Here is a 16,979-nt window from a genome sequence, read left to right as displayed (position 1 = left end):
AAAGCTATTTTGCACTGTCACTCAGTTCTTGAGCCAATTCTTGGCTACGTTTCTGTGCAGCAGCTAATGCAGATTGAATATTTTGAGAGATTTGTGCACGATCAAAAACTTCAAGTGCAGCTTGGGTTGTACCATTCGGTGACGTCACATTTTTACGCAGCTCAGACGGAGTATTTGAACTCGTAATTGCCATTTGAGCTGCACCTAATGCTGTTTGAAGAGTTAAAGCAGTTGCAACTTTTTCATCCAAACCTAAATTTTTACCTGCACGAATCATACTTTCCATGAGGTAGAAGAAATAAGCTGGGCCTGAACCTGAAACTGCCGTTACCGCATCAATTTGAGCTTCGGAGTTTACCCAAATTGTTAAACCAGTTGCTGCTAAAATCTGACTCGTTAATTCACGGTCCGAGGCACCAACCACATCAGTCGCGTAAATACCATGAGCACCAGTTTGAACTAATGCAGGTGTATTTGGCATAACTCGCACAATACGTTCGCTATCAATCAGATTTGATATTGTCTTAATTTCCGCACCGGCAATAATCGAAATAACCAATTTATCCGATAATAAACCTTTTAACGGACGTAGAACATTTGCCAGAACTTGCGGTTTTACAGCAAGAACAACTACATCAGCATTCTGTATAGCAGCCGTATTATCTTGAGTTACATGAACTTCTTTTTCTTGCAATAGTTGACGAATTTGTTCGACAGGATCTGAAACGGTAATACGTGTTGGTGGTAATCCTCTTGAAATGAGCCCGCCAATTAATGCTTGGGCCATATTACCACCACCAATAAAACAGATATTACAATTCACTGCTGTTGCCATAACTATATTCGCCATTTACCAGATTACAAGAATGAGAAATTAAATCTGGTTGCCACCCTCCTTCCTCACAATATGGAGACTGAGCCAACCAAAATCCTTTCGGTGTAAAAACCCCAAGCATAACATTATCTAAGACTAATATTTGAATTGTATGACGAAGCCAAGGCAAAATATGTGCTTCTTGAATTGCTTTTTTTAAAGGCCATTGCCCAACACGACCATATAGGTGAATCTTTTCCCCACCTTGACGTCGAATGATTTTTAATTTTTTATTCAATAAAGAATGACTTAAACCAATTTTTTTACACTCAACATGGAATAGTCCAGCTGCGCCCTGCCATCTTTCTTCTAATTTAAATGAATGCTCTAGTTCAGCAACAACCGGATTTAAAGTTTCAGCGAGATAAACCTCTCTACTCAACCTATAGAGTATATTTTGATAACGGACATAGTAAAACTGGTTCCAATGTAAAGCGGCTTGAGCATCTGACTTAGACTCAATAACTTCTGTTCTTAGCCGTTCGACCATTTCAAATGCAGGTCGATATTGCCCTTGACCTTTCATCCACGCAGAAAGTAACTGGCGCTGCCGCGCAAAAGATAACTCATATAATTTCGTTAAATCTAAATAGTCAGCTGAACCAGAATATTGCCAATCATCTTTAAGAACTTCTTCTAAAATTTCAGAAGCATCTTGCATCAGATAACTGGTTCGGCTCAAAGCTTGCTGCATTTTTGGAAAACGGCTTGTTAAAAATGGCCACAGTGCTTCACGGCACCACACCCTATCGTAATGGGTGTCATAGTTCATTGGATCATCAATATATTTAACTTCAAGCTGAGCGGTCCATAAAGCGATTTGCTCACGTGTTAAATCCAAAAAGGGGCGCCAAATTGTCATATCTTTACGGTAATCAATAGCCTGCATCGCAGCAAGCCCATCAACTCCCGCACCTGACAATAATCGCAAAATAACTGTTTCTGCCTGATCCTGTTGATGATGAGCAAGCAACAGAATTTCATTTTCTTGTAAATGTTGCTGATATGCTTGATAACGTGCTTGACGTGCTTGTGCTTCCAGATTGCCGTTTGCGATCTGAACTTTTTGAATAATATAAGGAATATTTAATATTGTTGCCTGTGTGGCAACCACTTCCGCCCACTCTGCACTTTGATCTTGCAGTTGATGATCAATATAAATTGCTCGGATCTTTTGAGGGAAAATTTGAGCCATTAAATGTAGTAGTAGCATTGAATCCATGCCACCACTACATCCAATAAGAAAAGAACTTTTTTCAGAGAACTCTTGAGCTTGCTTTAAGACGCCATGCCTAAATTTTCGCTGCCAAACTTCATTAAACGTTGATAACGTGCTTCGCATCGTTCATTTGCATCCATTGGTAGCAATTCATCCAAAGCCTGCTTTAAAACTACTTTTAAGTTTTGCATCACACGCTCAGGATCTAAATGCGCACCTTCACCTTCATCTACTACGTATTCAACAATACCTAGTGATTGTAGTTTATCTGCTGTTAAACCTAAAGCTTCACTCGCTTGAGCTGCTTTCTCAGCAGTTTTCCACAAAATAGATGCACAGCCTTCAGGCGAAATCACAGAATAAATACTATGTGACAACATAATCACTCTGTCAGCAACACCAATACCTAAAGCACCACCAGAACCGCCTTCACCAAGTACTGTTGCGATTACAGGTACTTTCAGGCTTGAAAGTTGAGCAAGGCTAGTCGCAATTGCTTCTGCCTGACCACGTTCTTCAGCACCAACACCCGGATATGCACCCATAGTATCAATAAAGGTGAAAACTGGTAGATTGAAACGCTCAGCCATATCTAAAAGGCGCTGAGATTTACGGTAACCTTCTGGGTTACACATACCAAAGTTGTGCTTTAATTTTTCACGGGTACTACGACCACGGTGTTGTCCAATGACCATCACAGGTTGACCGTCAAAACGAGCAAGACCACCTACCATCGCACCATCGTCACCAAACAAACGATCACCATGCAATGCATCAAACTCTGTAAAGATTTCACCGACATAATCTAGAAACTGCGGACGTTCAGGATGACGTGCAATTTGAACCGTTGTCCACGCTTTGGACTGAGTAGCTTTTTTCATAGGTCGAATATTATCCCTTTAATCGATAAATTTTTCCGACTGAATATTCAATTCAATGTCCCAATGCTTAAACTGCTCTTGCTCATCATGCAAGTCGGCAACTAACAATGGCCATTGTTTGGCATCACCAGAAACACTAAGTTGCCATTGTTGATCATTTATGATGGTCAATTCAATGGCAGGAAGCATCTGATCACTGCGGCTATGGTTGAGTAAAACTGCTAGGCGAAGTAACAAACTTAAATAAACTAATTTATGACCGCCAGCCTTTAAAACTTCATTTTTTACATCATTTCGCAATTTACGGCGGTGATGAGCAACCAAATGTGAAAGATGATTTTGGTCAATTTGTGAGAAACCAGGAATATCGGAATGTTGCAATAAATAAGCACCATGACGATGATAGCCACCATGACTAATCGCTAAACCAATTTCATGCAAATATGCTGCACGGCGCAGTAAGTCACTGTCTTCACTCGTTAAATTAAGTGGTTTAGCAACACTATCAAATAAGTATTGAGCCGTATTTACAACTCGTTCTGCCTGTTTCGGATCGGCGTTATAACGTCCCATTAATGCTTGTACACTACGGTCGCGGATATCCTCATGCTTAAAACGGCCTAACAGGTCATACATGACTCCTTCACGTAATGCACCATCAGAATATGCCAAACGTTCAATTTCTAAAACTTCAAAAACAGCGTACAAAATTGCCAAGCCGGCTGGCAAAACTGCTCGTCGGTCTTCTCGAAGTCCTTCAAAATCAATTTCAGAAATATTTTTGAACTTGAGTAACTTATCTTTAAGTTTATGGAGACCTTCACGTGTGACATTTTCTTGCTCGTCACTTAGCCCCATATTCACCATAATCTGGCGGCAAGCTTTAATGGTCCCACTTGAACCTACAACAGTATCCCACCCTTCCATCTTATAAGTGGTGGCGATTGCTGAAAGCTCTTTACGCGCAGCAACAACTGCTTTATCAAATGCTTTTTGTGTGATTTCACCATCGGCAAAATAGGCTTTTGTATAGGCTACACAACCCATTTGTAATGATTCAGTATAAATTGGCTCAAATTCTTCGCCAATAATAAACTCGGTAGATCCACCACCAATGTCAACCACTAAGCGGCGTCCACCATTGGCCATCGTATGTGATACACCAAGATAAATCAGGCGTGCTTCTTCACGGCCTGCAATAATCTCAATAGGTTTGGGTAAAATTTCAGCAGCTTTTTGAATGAACTCATGGCCATTTTTAGCCTGACGCAAAGCGTTCGTTGCCACAATTCTTAAACGGTTAGGTTGAACTGAGCCTAAACGCCCAACGAAACGAGCCAAACAGGCTAAACCACGTTGCTGTGCTGCTTCTGTTAAGTTTTTATTTTCATCAAGACCAGCTGCAAGCTGTACTTTTTCTGACATTGAAGCCACTTTTTTAACTTCACCGTGATCTACCCGTGCAATGGCAAGGTGAAAACTGTTCGACCCCATATCTATGGCAGCAAGTAATTCTTCATCAATCAGAAAGTCAGACATTATTGAACTAAACCCATAACAATTCACGCCTAGAGTAATTCACAAGAATGCAATTGAAAAGCCATTTTCATCAACAATTAATAGCCTTTGATATTTTTCTATTTGTTAAACGATTGTACAAGCCGATGATGAATATCGTGAGCATCCATTAGACAAATTTACTTAAGCCTTGAATAATAGCATCAAACCCTTACATTGAACTAAGTAGCTATGTAATACTGATAGAGATTATCTCCTCCTATAGTGATAGCACTTTTTTCTAAAAATTGGAGCCGTACCATGTCTGCGACTATTGTAAATACAACTGATGATAACTTCCAAGCAGATGTTCTAGATGCTGAAACACCTGTACTTGTTGACTTTTGGGCAGGTTGGTGTGCACCTTGTAAAGCAATTGCACCTGTTCTTGAAGATTTATCAAGTGAATATGCGGGTAAAGTAAAAATCGTTAAAGTTGACGTGACTTCTTGTGAAGAGACGGCAGTGAAATACAATATCCGTAATATTCCTGCTCTATTACTTTTCAAAAATGGTGAAGTAGTAGCTCAGCAAATCGGCGCTGTGCCTCGTTCTAAACTCGTTAGCTTCATTGACGAAAACGTTTAAGACGTAACGTTACAGATGAAAATACGCTATACCTTTATAGCGTATTTTTTTCGGCTATAAATTGACAAATTAGCTGATCTCACTTATATTGCATGCTCAAGAGGCACTGAAGGGAATCGTCTTCTGTCCGGCTTCTTACAAGACACAAACATAAAGATCGCCACTCGGCAACAGAAATTGTTTTTTCACATTTCTCTTCGAAACAGTTAATCAGACTTCTGAATTGTTATTGTGTAAATACAATTGCGATACTCTTTTTTGTATGCGAGCGATTTTTCTTCTTTTTAAACCACACTCTACTCTTTCCTAATTCTGACCCTTATGAACTTAACTGAACTCAAGAAAAAACCAATCGGCGAACTAATTAAAATTGCTGAATTTATGGGCCTTGAAGGTATGGCTCGTAACCGAAAGCAAGATATTATCTTTGCCATCTTGAAACGCCATGCGATGAATGGCGAAGAAATTTTTGGTGACGGCGTTCTTGAAATTCTCTCTGATGGTTTTGGTTTTTTGCGCTCTGCCGCAGGTTCGTATTTAGCTGGTCCGGATGATATTTATGTGAGTCCTTCACAAATCCGACGCTTTAACTTGCGTACAGGTGACACCATCACAGGTACCATTCGTCCACCAAAAGAAGGTGAGCGTTATTTTGCTTTGCTCAAAGTTAATCAAATTAACTATGACACGCCAGAAAATTCTCGTAATAAAATCTTATTTGAAAACTTAACTCCACTTTTCCCGACCGAACAACTGGTTATGGAACTTGGTAATGGTACAACAGAAGACTTGACCGCGCGTGTAGTCGATTTAGTTGCACCAATCGGTAAAGGTCAACGTTCTATTATTGTCGCTCCGCCAAAAGCGGGTAAAACAATGTTACTTCAAAACATTGCTCAATCTATTGTGAGAAACAATCCGGAAGTTTTCCTTATTGTTTTATTAATTGATGAGCGCCCAGAAGAAGTAACTGAGATGGAGCGTACCGTACGCGGTGAAGTCGTTGCGTCAACATTTGATGAAGCACCAGCACGTCACGTACAAGTTGCAGAAATGGTCATTGAAAAAGCAAAACGTCTTGTTGAGCACAAAAAGGACGTCGTGATTTTACTTGACTCCATTACACGTTTAGCCCGCGCATACAACACAGTAATTCCTTCATCAGGGAAAGTATTAACTGGTGGTGTGGATGCACATGCTTTAGAACGTCCAAAACGTTTCTTCGGTGCTGCTCGTAATATCGAAGAAGGCGGTTCTTTAACAATCATCTCTACTGCTCTTATTGAGACTGGCAGTAAAATGGATGATGTCATTTACGAAGAGTTTAAAGGTACAGGTAACCAAGAAATTACACTTGATCGCCGTATTGCTGAAAAACGCGTCTTCCCTGCCATGAATATTAAGAAATCTGGCACACGTCGTGAAGAACGTTTAATGGATGAAGATAAATTACGTAAAGTTTGGATTCTCCGCAAACTTCTTCACCCTATGGATGAGTTGGCGGCTATGGAGTTCTTACTTGATCGTATGAAAGAAACCAAAACAAATGATGATTTCTTTGATCAGATGAAACGTAAAGCTTCAACATAATCATATTATTTATTCTAAAAGGCCGCTCTATTGAGTGGCCTTTTTTATTTGGTTGACAAGCTTTACACAAAAATACATTTTGCTGATTTTTATGTAAAATTATTTATAAGTTTTTGAAAACAAATATTTTTAATATAAAAAAACCATGTTTTTTAGTAGCTTACTTATACCTTTTCCAATATATCTCAGCTGATTAATTGTTTTTTTCTGTTAAAAAACAGGCTTTTTTTACTCTTTTCCCGATCTTTTTTGACAGCCAACAGTAGTATTTCAACATTTGCAGTGATAGCATAGCGGCAGACCAGTTAGACTGCTCCATGCGTTGTTACCTAGCTACGTTTTAGGAATAATAAAAGCAAAACAGTCCAACTTAGGTTTTTTTAATCTCAAATCTTTTTTGTGAGAGTGATGCCATGTTATTCAAAAAATTCGCTGTTGCTGCTGCTGTTGCTGCTACTTTAGCTTTCGTTGGTTGTTCTAAGAAAGAAGAAGCTCCTGCTGCTGCTGCATCTGAAGCTGTAGCTGCTGCTTCTGAAGCTACTGCTGCTGCTTCTGAAGCTGCTGTAGCTGTTGACGCTGCTGCTTCTGAAACTGCTGCTGCTGCTTCTGAAGCTACTACTGCTGCTTCTGAAGCTACTGCTGCTGCTTCTGCTGCACACTAATCTATATTCTAGATTAGCGAAAAAAGAGGACATTTTGTCCTCTTTTTTTTATGCCTAAATTTTATGTTTACGCATCAAAATAGATTTGATGTATCAATGGCTAAGTATAATTTTCTAATATTAAGAAAAATTTATTCTAGATTTATTTAAAGTCATAAATAAAAAAGCAGATCAATCGATCTGCTCATTTCCAACGCGTTGTCTAAATTTCTGACCCGCTCTGAAGGTAACTACACGGCGTGCAGAAATCGGAATTTCTTCGCCAGTTTTCGGATTACGTCCTGGACGCTCGCGTTTATCTCTAAGCTCGAAATTACCGAAACCAGAAAGCTTAACCTGCTCACCCGCAATAAGCGCTTGGCTAATTTCGTCAAAGAACAACTCGACCATTTGTTTTGCTTCACGGCGATTTAAGCTGGTTAACTCACTTAAATGATCAGCCATGTCTGCTTTAGTTAATGCTGTCATGAGGCCCTCAATGTCGCTTGATAAGTGTTTTCCAACACTTGGATTATATTGTCCATACCAGATTTAATTTCAGCATCTTCAAGCGTACGTGAAGGATGTTGCCATAATAACGCAAACGCTAATGAGCGTTTACCTTCTTCGACACCCTGCCCCGTATACACATCGAATAACCAAGTAGAGTCTAAAAGCTCTCCACCAGTTTTTTCGATTAACTGCTGAATATCTCTAACATTTATATTATCAGAGATTAAAAGCGCAATATCACGTCTAACCGAAGGAAAACGTGATAATTCTGTAAAATTAGATACATAAGATTGCAAAACAGCAGCCTGATCAAGCTCGGCAACCCAAGTTGTGCTCAAATCTAGTTCGTTTTCTAAAGATGGATGCAAGCGGCCTAGATAACCAATTGATTGGCCATCAACTAAGATTTCAGCAGATTGCCCTGGATGCAACCATGGACGCTCTGAACGTACATACTCAACTTTGACACGTCCAGCAGCTAAAATCTCTTCTACTTCACCTTTAAAATCGAAGAAATCCATTGGCTGTGGCTTAGCATGCCATGATTCAGGTTCACGAGAACCTACGGCAACTAAAGCCAATGTAGGAATTTGCTTCAAATCCTGAATAGAATTAGCTTTTTGATAATCAAAACGTAAACCTAGTTCAAAGAAACGTACGCGGCTTTGCTGACGGTTTAAATTATATTGTACACAAGGAATTAAGCTCGAAAGCAATGTGCTGCGCATTGCAGCCAAATCACTAGAGATTGGATTTGCCAACATTAACGGACTTACTTGCGGGTTCAATTGCTTTTCAAGTTTTGCATCAGCAAAGCTAAAGCTAATCGCTTCTTGATACCCTAAAGTGACTACCGTTTGACGTAACTGTGCGATTTCAAAACGATCTTGGTACTTAGCAAGTTGAACATCCATACTTGGTAAGCTGATCTGAATATTGTCATAACCATCAATACGTGCAACTTCTTCAATCAAATCTTGATAAATTGCCATATCGTAGCGATGTGATGGTGGAACTACGCTCCATTCACCATCCGCTTGAATAGTGACTTCACAACCTAATCGAGTTAAAGCATCTGTAATGAACTCTGCCGCTACTTTGTAACCCAACAACTGGTCTACTTGAGCTTGCTTAAGTTCAATCGCTTCACGTTTCGGAAGTAAATCAGATTTTTCAGCTACAGTAATTGGACCGAACTCACCACCCGCCAACTCTTGAATAAGCTGAGAAGCACGGTTCATCGCAATTAATGGCAATTCAAAATCTACACCGCGTTCATAACGTTGTGAAGAATCTGTATGTAAACCAAAGCGACGAGCACGTCCAGCAATCGCAAGCGGAGCAAAAAATGCGCTTTCCAAGAAGATATCAGTCGTATCATCAGTTACGCTTGATGCTAGACCACCCATGATACCAGCGATTGCTAGTGCTTTTTGGTCATCTGCAATAACCATCACATCATCTTGTAGTTCAACTTCTTGATCATTTAAAAGCTGTAACTTTTCTTGTGGCTGAGCTTGGCGAACATGTACAGTCCCTTCGATTTTAGCTAAATCGAAAGCATGCATTGGCTGACCCAATTCCATGAGGACGTAATTCGTTACATCAACTAAAATACTATGAGTACGAATTCCTGAACGTGCTAAAGCCTGTTCCATCCATTCAGGGGTCGCAGCTTTAACATTTACATTTTTAATGACACGTCCTAAGTAGCGTGGAGCACCATCAGTGCTGATGACTACTTTTTTCTCATCAGTGATTGTCGCATCAACTGATTTGATTTCAGGCTCATTCATTTGCAGTTGGTTAATCACTGCAACTTCACGTGCGATACCACGAATACTAAAGCAGTCACCACGGTTTGGTGTAATACTAATATCGATGACATTATCATCAAGTTTTAAGTATTCACGGATGTTTACCCCTACTGGAGCATCATCAGGTAACTCAAGTAAACCATCGATTTTATCTTCAAGATCAATTTCAGAAGCACCGCACAACATGCCTTGTGACTCGACACCACGAAGCTTACCTTTTTTGATTTTAAAATCACCCGGTAATACTGCACCAATAGTTGCCACAGGTGCTTTCATTCCAGCACGAACGTTAGGAGCACCACATACAATTTGTAAAGGCTCACCTGAACCAATATTCACTGTTGTTACACGCAGACGGTCTGCATCAGGGTGTTGCTCAACTGTTAGAACTTCACCAACTACAACGCCAGTAAATGGCTTAGCAACAGGTGCCAGCTCATCTACTTCAAGACCAAGCATAGTCAACTGATCAGATAATGTATCACTATCAATTGCTGGGTTAACCCATGTGCGTAACCAATTTTCGCTAATCTTCATCTTTATAAAACCTTATTTAATCCTGAAAAAATGTTAGGCAAATTGGCGTAAGAAACGCACATCATTTTGATAGAACATACGCAAGTCATTAATGCCATAACGCAACATTGCAAAACGTTCTACCCCTAAACCAAAAGCAAAGCCTTTGTATTTATCAGGATCAATCCCCGCAGCACGCAATACATTTGGATGTACCATGCCACAGCCTAATACTTCTAACCAACGTCCACGCTCATCCATGATATCCACTTCCGCACTAGGCTCTGTGAATGGGAAATATGATGGACGGAAACGTACTTTTAAATCTTTCTCAAAAAATTCATTCAGTAGGTTAATCAATAAACCTTTTAATTCAGCAAAGCTGGTGTTCTCAGCAACGTACAAACCTTCAATTTGATGGAACATTGGCGAATGCGTTTGATCTGAGTCGCAGCGGTATACACGGCCTGGACAGACAATACGAATTGGCGGCTGGCTTGTTTCCATGGTACGAATTTGCACACCAGAAGTATGCGTACGCAACAAATGGTTTGCATCGAAATAGAAAGTATCGTGCATAGCACGTGCAGGATGGTGCCCAGGAATATTTAATGCTTCGAAGTTATGATAGTCATCTTCAACTTCTGGTCCTGTAGCAACCGTAAAGCCAGCTTTAGTAAAGAACTGGCAAATACGTTCTTGCACTTGAGTAACAGGATGAACTGTACCAATGCGCTGTCCACGGCCTGGCAAAGTAATATCAATGGTTTCACTTGCTAATTTTTGCGCCAGTGCAGCTTGTTGTAATGCTGTTTGACGTTCAGTTAAAGCGTTATTAATTGTTTCTCGAACAGCATGAATCGCAGCACCTTGTACTTTACGTTCTTCAGGGTCCATTTTCCCTAATGCTTTCGATTGTTCTGCAAGCTGGCTTTTTTTCCCTGTAAATTGCACACGCACCTGATCAAGTGCAACAAGGTCTTGAGCTGCTGCAATGGCAGCAAGCGCTTCTGTGGTCAGGGCTTCCAGTGACATAGTAACTCTCAAAGCAACAAATTTAAAAATATAATAAAACACTGCATTCTAACAGTTTTTCACCGTATTGATGAAGTTTATCCATCATGAAAAATGTATTAGGCAACAAAAAGATAAAACGTATAAAATAATAGCATCGTCAATGAGATCAATTATTATGGCGCTTAATCAGATTTGGAAACAACAACTTACACTTGTGACCTATGGTAACGAATACCTACGTCAGAATTTAAGTTTTAGCCAATGGCGACAACATCATATTTTTGACCAGCATAGTTTTCAATTTCGTGACTTAATTTCACAACATTTACTTGCTCAACATTTCCAAGTTTGGTTAGAAGCACTCAAAAAACAAGGGACGACTCAAATCTCTCTTCACCTATCCACTATTTTAAATGAAGAGCAAAACCCGAATAGTAATGTCGAACTTTTACCTTATGCTCATTTTATTGTAAGTCATCAAAACAATAAGAAAATCGCATGGATTTTTGGACATGAGCTTGCCGAATGGTACAGCAGCGATAACGAGTTTGAGCCGCCTCTGACTCAACGCAGCGATTTACGCTTGGAGACTTTCTGGCGTTTTGAATTGAATGAAAAATTATCTAAGAAAGTTGAAGCTGACTTAAAAGCACCTCAATGGGACGAAATTTCAGACTTTATGGAAACTGAGTTATTTCGAAGTAAGTATGCAGCAGGTTTTGAAGAACCAGAATTTCAGAAAAAATATTTTGATGGGTCAACACATCAAATTTCGGTAGAGCATCAACCAACTCTTGCTCTTATTCCTGAAAGCTACCCAGCAGATTGTGCACATCAACTCCTCTACCGCACTCAGGCCTTATCAGATTATTTAGAGCAGAAAAAACGCACCGCAAATGATCCTTTAGGGGAAGACTTAGACCAAGAACAAATTATTAACTTAAGAAACTTTACCCACAAAACTGACGACCTATTTGCAAAACTTATTGTGAAAGCAGCAAATCACTATCAAACAGCTCAATTAAAACCTGTTGAGAAACCTTCTCCTTTTGATGCAACGAATGAGTCCGCAGCTCATTTAAAAGCACCTCATCATAAGGCTGGAGGAACAGGTGTAATCAAGCTTATTGTTCTGACAATAATTATTTGTGCCTTAGCTTATTATTTTGGTCTTTAATCAAGATTAAAGTTCCCATTCATAAAATAGTTCTGTTATTCCGAGGCCGAACTCTGGTAGTTCGGCTTCACCAGTTAATTTGGCTCCCATTTTTTCATAGAAGAAGCGACTTGGATTTTTATTAAAAACTTCTAAACGAATAAAAGCATAACCTTGATTTAAAGCGCATTGATAGAACTTTTGGAATAACGCACGCCCTACTCCTTTTCTTTGAATTTCTCCTAATAAATAAAAAGCACGAATTTCAGCAATATTATTTTCCGGATTTAAATAACCATCGAGAAAGCCTTTCACTACTCCATTTTCAGTATAGATAAATAACTTATGATCAGGACTTCTACTTATCTCTTTCCATAACTGTTGTTTATCTAGTACGTTAAGCTTATTCAATATTTCTTGCTTAATCATACCTGTATAGGTTTCTTTCCAACTCTGTACATGTACTTCTGCAATAGACAATGCATCCTTAAATGATGCTATACGAATATCTGTGTCATTTAATAGTTTCAATTCACTTCCCTCATGTCACTACTTTTTAGAGTGAAGCATTAATTCGTCTCGTACTAACCTACTCAGTTAAAAGTAACTCTCGAACATGTATTAAAGCAAAACCCAACAAATTTAGTCCTTGCCATAGAAATGGATCTTGAATGTGTGGATGGTCTTGCGCCATACCAACACCCCAAATTTTATCGACTGGAGATGCTTCAATCAAAATACGGTCTTTTGTTGCTAATAAGAATTTTTTTAACTCCGGATGCTGTGAGAATTTAGCAAAATTCGCCTGCACCACTATGTCAAAACGTTTTTCTTGTCATATCTGTTCATTATAATTACGTACTTTACGGCCTAATTGCTTCGCTTCATTCGGATGTTTAACCTGCAAAATCTGTGCAAAAATTTCTTTATCATTAAATAATTTTGCTTTTTGCGCCATCATATAGTGCTCAGCAGTAAGGTATTCAATACCTTCTACATTAAATTGCGCAGGAAACCACTGGCTAAAACAGCTTTTATCAATAAGATTAGCTTTCTTAGGAGTATGTCCCCAGAAATATAAATATTTGAACTGGTGACCTTGCTGTATTTTTTGAATTAAGTCATTTAGAAATTTTTCGTCTTTCATCATTTATCTCTGATTATTTTCTTTTTTAAAATAGAACCACTAAAAATAAAAAAGACCGCTAAAAAGCGGTCTTTTTTTGAATCTCTAAGCTTATGCAGCTAATGCGCCTTTAGCTTTTTCAGCTAAAGCAGCAAATGCTACTGCATCATGCATAGCGATGTCAGCTAATACGCGACGGTCGATGATCACTTGAGCTTTTTTCAAGCCATCGATCATACGGCTGTAAGACAAACCGTTTTGACGAGCACCAGCGTTGATACGCGCAATCCATAGAGCACGGAATTGACGTTTCTTCTGACGACGGTCACGGTAAGCGTATTGACCAGCTTTGATTACCGCTTGGAACGCTACGCGGTAAACGCGTGAACGAGCACCGTAGTAACCTTTAGCGCGAGCAAGAATTTTTTTGTGACGGCGATGAGCCACTACACCACGTTTTACACGAGCCATTTATAATCTCCTTAGATGTATGGGCACATACGACGAACTGAAGCAACGTCACTTACGTGAACCATTACACAGCCGCGCAATTGACGGATACGCTTAGCAGATTTTTTGGTCAAAATGTGGCGCTTGAATGCTTGTTTGCGCTTAAAACCGTTTGCAGTCGCTTTGAAGCGTTTAGCTGCACCACGGCGAGTTTTTAACTTAGCCATAGTAACCTCTTTTGGGCACCTGTTCGGCACGATTGCACCATTGCAAAATCGACCTGCAGGTAAGGAAGCGCGTATTTTATAGTATGCTGACTAAAATTAAAACTATTCCTAGAATTTTTTTAAATTAACCTCTTTAGAAATGAGAGAAACCTATCTCTTTTTTAGATGAATATAATCGGCAATAATTTCAGCATCGCTGCTTATTTACCCCTATAATATGGGCAAATTATCAACATACGATATTTCAAATGCAGAAACATGATGCATTCGCTGCCCTGCGCTATAGAGATTTCTCAATTGTCACCATTAATCAATTTTGCTTAACATTAGCAATTTTGATTCAAGAAATTATTGTTGCCTATTCACTTTATCAAATTACCAAAGACCCTCTAACTTTAGGTTTAATTGGACTAGCAGAAGCCATTCCATTTATTGCCCTATCGCTTTGGGGTGGTTATTTTGCTGATAAATTTAATAAACAGGTCATCATGAAAATCTGTTTATTTTTCTCAGTACCTCTTCCTTTAGTTTTATGGTTACTGTTCCATCTGCATGGGTTGGGTCATATCAGTGTAAATTTCCTTTCTTGGGGCATTTATGCGGTTATTTTTGGTTTGGGCACCATACGTGGTTTTTACAACCCTTCTGCTACATCCCTAAAACCATTTTTAATTCCACGTGAGCTTTATGCAAATGGTGCAACATGGACAACCATTGGTTGGCAGAGTGGTGTAATTATTGGGCCTATGCTCGGTGGGTTCATGCTCGCTTATTTAGGCAAAGAAACCAGTCTTTTTAGTGTTGCCGGTCTACTTAGTATCTGCTTTATTCTCATTAATTTATTACATAAACGTAGCTTTCCTAAAATTGAAACTGCCAATGTTATAGAAAGCTTAGGCGATGGCTTTCGCTTTATTTGGAAAACCAAAATAGTTCTTTGGGCGATTTCTTTAGACCTTGCCTCTGTTTTATTTGGTGGTGTAATCGCTCTACTCCCTATTTTTGCCGAAGATATTTTAAAAGTCGGTCCTGAAGGCTTGGGTTACTTGCGTGCGGCTCCTTCTATTGGTGCGCTCATTACTATGATTGCTTTAACTCGTTTTCCGCCAACTCAGCACGCATGGCGTAATATGCTACTTGCAGTTGCAGGGTTTGGTGTATTTACAATCCTTTTCGCGTTCTCGAACAACATGTGGTTATCACTATTTGCGTTGGCGATGACGGGTGCTTGCGACAGTATTTCGGTGGTAGTTAGACAAACCATTTTGCAAATATTCCCACCAGAAAATATGCGTGGTCGCGTAGCGGCTGTAAATGGAATGTTTGTCTCATCAAGTAATGAGCTGGGTGCATTTGAATCAGGCTTGGCTGCCAAATATTTGGGAACTATTGCAGCGACTATTTTTGGTGGTTGTATGACTCTTGCAGTAGTAACCTTCTGTTGGCTAAAAACCAATGATCTTTTTAAAGTCGATATTACTAAAAGCTCAGAAGATTAGTTAAATCATTTTAATAAAGCATCTTCGGATGCTTTTATTTTAAATAAAACCTGTAATTACCCAATAAATGAAAATATAACGTCCAGCCTTAGCGATAAGGACCATAAATAAAAAGCGCCAAAAATTTTCTTTGAATAAGCCAGCAACCAAAGTAATAGGGTCACCAATCACAGGTGTCCAACTTAAAAGCAGCGAATAAAAGCCATATTTATGATAAAAGCGTTGGGCTTGTTCTAAACGTTTTTCAGAAACCGGTAACCATTTTTTATGTTTAAACTGTTCTATTTTTAAACCTAACCACCAGTTTATACATGAGCCCAATACATTTCCGAAAGTAGCAATCAAAATGAGAAGAAAAGCTGAATGTTGATTTTTTAATAATAAAGCAGCAAGTACAGCTTCTGATTGTAGCGGTAATAAGGTAGCCGCCCCAAAAGTACTCAAAAAAAGTAAAAAGTAACTTAGCATATTAAATTAGACCAAATCACCTTTCACCTTATTCATTACCCTACCAATAAACTTAGATGACTTTAATTGATAATGCTTTTTGTACTGCAGGGCGTGCTGTTAAGCGAACAATGTATTCTTGTACATACGGGTAATCCTCTAATTGAATCCCCTGCCATTCATAACGCAAAATCCAAGGTAGAATTGCCATATCAGCAATGGAGTATTCCCCTGCAACAAACTTCTGACCAATGAGCTGTTTATTCAACACACCATATAAACGCTTAGTCTCATTTACATAGCGGTCTATAGCATAGGGAATTTTCTCTGGCGCAAAGCGGTTAAAATGATGATTTTGTCCTAACATAGGACCTAAACCACCCATTTGCCACATAAGCCATTGTTCCACTTCAACTCGCTCTTGCTCGTCTGTTGGGTAGAACAATCCAGTTTTTCGTCCTAAATACTGCAAGATCGCGCCTGATTCAAATACTGAAATTGGCTCACCACGTGGACCATCTTGGTCAACAATGGCAGGAATTTTATTATTCGGAGAAATTTTCAGGAAGTCTGGTTGAAATTGATCATTTTCTAAAATATTAATTGGGTAAAGGGTGTAATCCAGTCCCATTTCTTCTAAGGCAATTGTGATTTTATGTCCATTGGGTGTGCCCCAATAATATAGATCAATCATTCTATTTTCCTATTCATCGTTATCATGACTGCGTCTTGCGTTATATCATGTTTTGGGTAATACAATGATATTTCCAACACCAAAAAACACATAAAATTTGAGAATAACTTTGGCTTAAAACGATATTAAACGTCAGTTTAAGAAAATAGGGCTAAAAGATGAGAGGC

The 16,979-nt window shown here is 39.1% G+C and carries 18 protein-coding genes and 2 pseudogenes; 5 read left to right on the top strand and 15 right to left on the bottom strand.

Annotation, left to right across the window (positions count from 1 at the left end):
* Positions 1-4: 4 nt before the first annotated feature.
* From proC to ppx, 4 genes are read right to left on the bottom strand one after another with little or no spacing between them, the layout of a single operon-like run.
* On the bottom strand, positions 5-841 hold the full coding sequence (proC, locus tag R5R67_RS10840; RefSeq protein WP_085916948.1) for a pyrroline-5-carboxylate reductase: 837 nt from the start codon (positions 839-841) through the stop codon (positions 5-7).
* Positions 813-2,216, bottom strand: a complete 1,404-nt coding sequence (tilS, locus tag R5R67_RS10835) for a tRNA lysidine(34) synthetase TilS (RefSeq protein ID WP_074031668.1) — start codon at positions 2,214-2,216, stop codon at positions 813-815. The genes proC and tilS overlap by 29 nt, the downstream gene beginning before the upstream one ends.
* A complete protein-coding gene (locus tag R5R67_RS10830) occupies positions 2,153-2,974 on the bottom strand; it encodes an acetyl-CoA carboxylase carboxyltransferase subunit alpha (RefSeq protein ID WP_000710403.1) in 822 nt (273 codons plus the stop codon). Before R5R67_RS10830 ends, tilS begins: the two co-directional genes overlap by 64 nt.
* A gap of 18 nt (positions 2,975-2,992) precedes the next feature.
* Positions 2,993-4,513 (bottom strand): exopolyphosphatase, encoded by a 1,521-nt coding sequence (gene ppx, locus R5R67_RS10825; RefSeq protein ID WP_001279274.1) that lies wholly within the window; start codon positions 4,511-4,513, stop codon positions 2,993-2,995.
* Positions 4,514-4,792: 279 nt separating this feature from the next.
* Between ppx and trxA the strand changes: the two genes are divergently transcribed.
* On the top strand, positions 4,793-5,119 hold the full coding sequence (gene trxA / locus R5R67_RS10820; protein WP_001276875.1) for a thioredoxin: 327 nt from the start codon (positions 4,793-4,795) through the stop codon (positions 5,117-5,119).
* A gap of 321 nt (positions 5,120-5,440) precedes the next feature.
* Entirely contained in the window at positions 5,441-6,709 is a 1,269-nt protein-coding gene (gene rho / locus R5R67_RS10815) for a transcription termination factor Rho (protein WP_001054522.1), read from the top strand.
* Between the two features lie 193 nt (positions 6,710-6,902).
* Here rho and R5R67_RS10810 read toward each other — a convergent pair whose 3' ends face one another.
* Positions 6,903-7,028 (bottom strand): hypothetical protein, encoded by a 126-nt coding sequence (locus tag R5R67_RS10810; RefSeq protein WP_002127429.1) that lies wholly within the window; start codon positions 7,026-7,028, stop codon positions 6,903-6,905.
* A 94-nt stretch (positions 7,029-7,122) separates the two neighbouring features.
* Here R5R67_RS10810 and R5R67_RS10805 point away from each other — a divergent pair, with 94 nt between their 5' ends.
* Positions 7,123-7,371, top strand: coding sequence for a hypothetical protein (locus R5R67_RS10805; protein WP_000897680.1), 249 nt, complete (start codon positions 7,123-7,125; stop codon positions 7,369-7,371).
* A gap of 171 nt (positions 7,372-7,542) precedes the next feature.
* Here R5R67_RS10805 and R5R67_RS10800 read toward each other — a convergent pair whose 3' ends face one another.
* From R5R67_RS10800 to pheS, 3 genes are read right to left on the bottom strand one after another with little or no spacing between them, the layout of a single operon-like run.
* Complete coding sequence (locus R5R67_RS10800) at positions 7,543-7,839, bottom strand: integration host factor subunit alpha (RefSeq protein WP_000126166.1); 297 nt, start codon at positions 7,837-7,839, stop codon at positions 7,543-7,545.
* On the bottom strand, positions 7,836-10,217 hold the full coding sequence (pheT, locus tag R5R67_RS10795; RefSeq protein ID WP_000703083.1) for a phenylalanine--tRNA ligase subunit beta: 2,382 nt from the start codon (positions 10,215-10,217) through the stop codon (positions 7,836-7,838). The genes R5R67_RS10800 and pheT overlap by 4 nt, the downstream gene beginning before the upstream one ends.
* A 33-nt stretch (positions 10,218-10,250) precedes the next feature.
* Positions 10,251-11,231, bottom strand: a complete 981-nt coding sequence (gene pheS, locus R5R67_RS10790; RefSeq protein ID WP_000050952.1) for a phenylalanine--tRNA ligase subunit alpha — start codon at positions 11,229-11,231, stop codon at positions 10,251-10,253.
* Between the two features lie 157 nt (positions 11,232-11,388).
* On the opposite strand from pheS, the gene R5R67_RS10785 reads away from it, so the two are divergent.
* On the top strand, positions 11,389-12,390 hold the full coding sequence (locus tag R5R67_RS10785; protein ID WP_001207256.1) for a hypothetical protein: 1,002 nt from the start codon (positions 11,389-11,391) through the stop codon (positions 12,388-12,390).
* A 6-nt stretch (positions 12,391-12,396) separates the two neighbouring features.
* Here the strand turns inward: R5R67_RS10785 and R5R67_RS10780 are convergent, their stop codons facing one another.
* The 5 genes and pseudogenes from R5R67_RS10780 to R5R67_RS10760 form a co-directional block, all read right to left on the bottom strand.
* Positions 12,397-12,900 carry a GNAT family N-acetyltransferase gene (locus tag R5R67_RS10780; RefSeq protein WP_000771519.1) on the bottom strand — a complete coding sequence of 168 codons (504 nt, stop codon included), beginning with the start codon at positions 12,898-12,900 and terminating at the stop codon, positions 12,397-12,399.
* A 58-nt stretch (positions 12,901-12,958) separates the two neighbouring features.
* A pseudogene (locus tag R5R67_RS10775) lies at positions 12,959-13,516 on the bottom strand (NADAR family protein).
* A 90-nt stretch (positions 13,517-13,606) separates the two neighbouring features.
* The gene (gene rplT, locus R5R67_RS10770) at positions 13,607-13,966 is read right to left on the bottom strand and encodes a 50S ribosomal protein L20 (protein ID WP_000124858.1); all 360 of its coding nucleotides are present in this window, start codon (positions 13,964-13,966) and stop codon (positions 13,607-13,609) included.
* Positions 13,967-13,977: 11 nt separating this feature from the next.
* Entirely contained in the window at positions 13,978-14,172 is a 195-nt protein-coding gene (rpmI, locus tag R5R67_RS10765; RefSeq protein WP_001096359.1) for a 50S ribosomal protein L35, read from the bottom strand.
* A pseudogene (locus tag R5R67_RS10760) lies at positions 14,160-14,291 on the bottom strand (hypothetical protein); the annotation flags it as partial. The gene rpmI and the pseudogene R5R67_RS10760, both read right to left, overlap by 13 nt.
* A gap of 129 nt (positions 14,292-14,420) precedes the next feature.
* On the opposite strand from R5R67_RS10760, the gene nreB reads away from it, so the two are divergent.
* Complete coding sequence (nreB, locus tag R5R67_RS10755) at positions 14,421-15,671, top strand: nickel resistance MFS transporter NreB (protein ID WP_001169058.1); 1,251 nt, start codon at positions 14,421-14,423, stop codon at positions 15,669-15,671.
* 39 nt (positions 15,672-15,710) lie between these two features.
* On the opposite strand, the gene R5R67_RS10750 is transcribed toward nreB, so the two are convergent.
* On the bottom strand, positions 15,711-16,139 hold the full coding sequence (locus tag R5R67_RS10750; RefSeq protein WP_000954163.1) for a YqaA family protein: 429 nt from the start codon (positions 16,137-16,139) through the stop codon (positions 15,711-15,713).
* Positions 16,140-16,191: 52 nt separating this feature from the next.
* Positions 16,192-16,812 carry a glutathione S-transferase N-terminal domain-containing protein gene (locus R5R67_RS10745; protein ID WP_000566575.1) on the bottom strand — a complete coding sequence of 207 codons (621 nt, stop codon included), beginning with the start codon at positions 16,810-16,812 and terminating at the stop codon, positions 16,192-16,194.
* Positions 16,813-16,979 lie beyond the last annotated feature (167 nt).

The sequence above is a fragment of the Acinetobacter sp. OYA S30 genome, assembly GCF_033599315.1.
GTDB classification, from domain to species: Bacteria; Pseudomonadota; Gammaproteobacteria; order Pseudomonadales; family Moraxellaceae; genus Acinetobacter; species Acinetobacter baumannii.
This window is presented reverse-complemented; position numbering and strand designations above follow the sequence as displayed.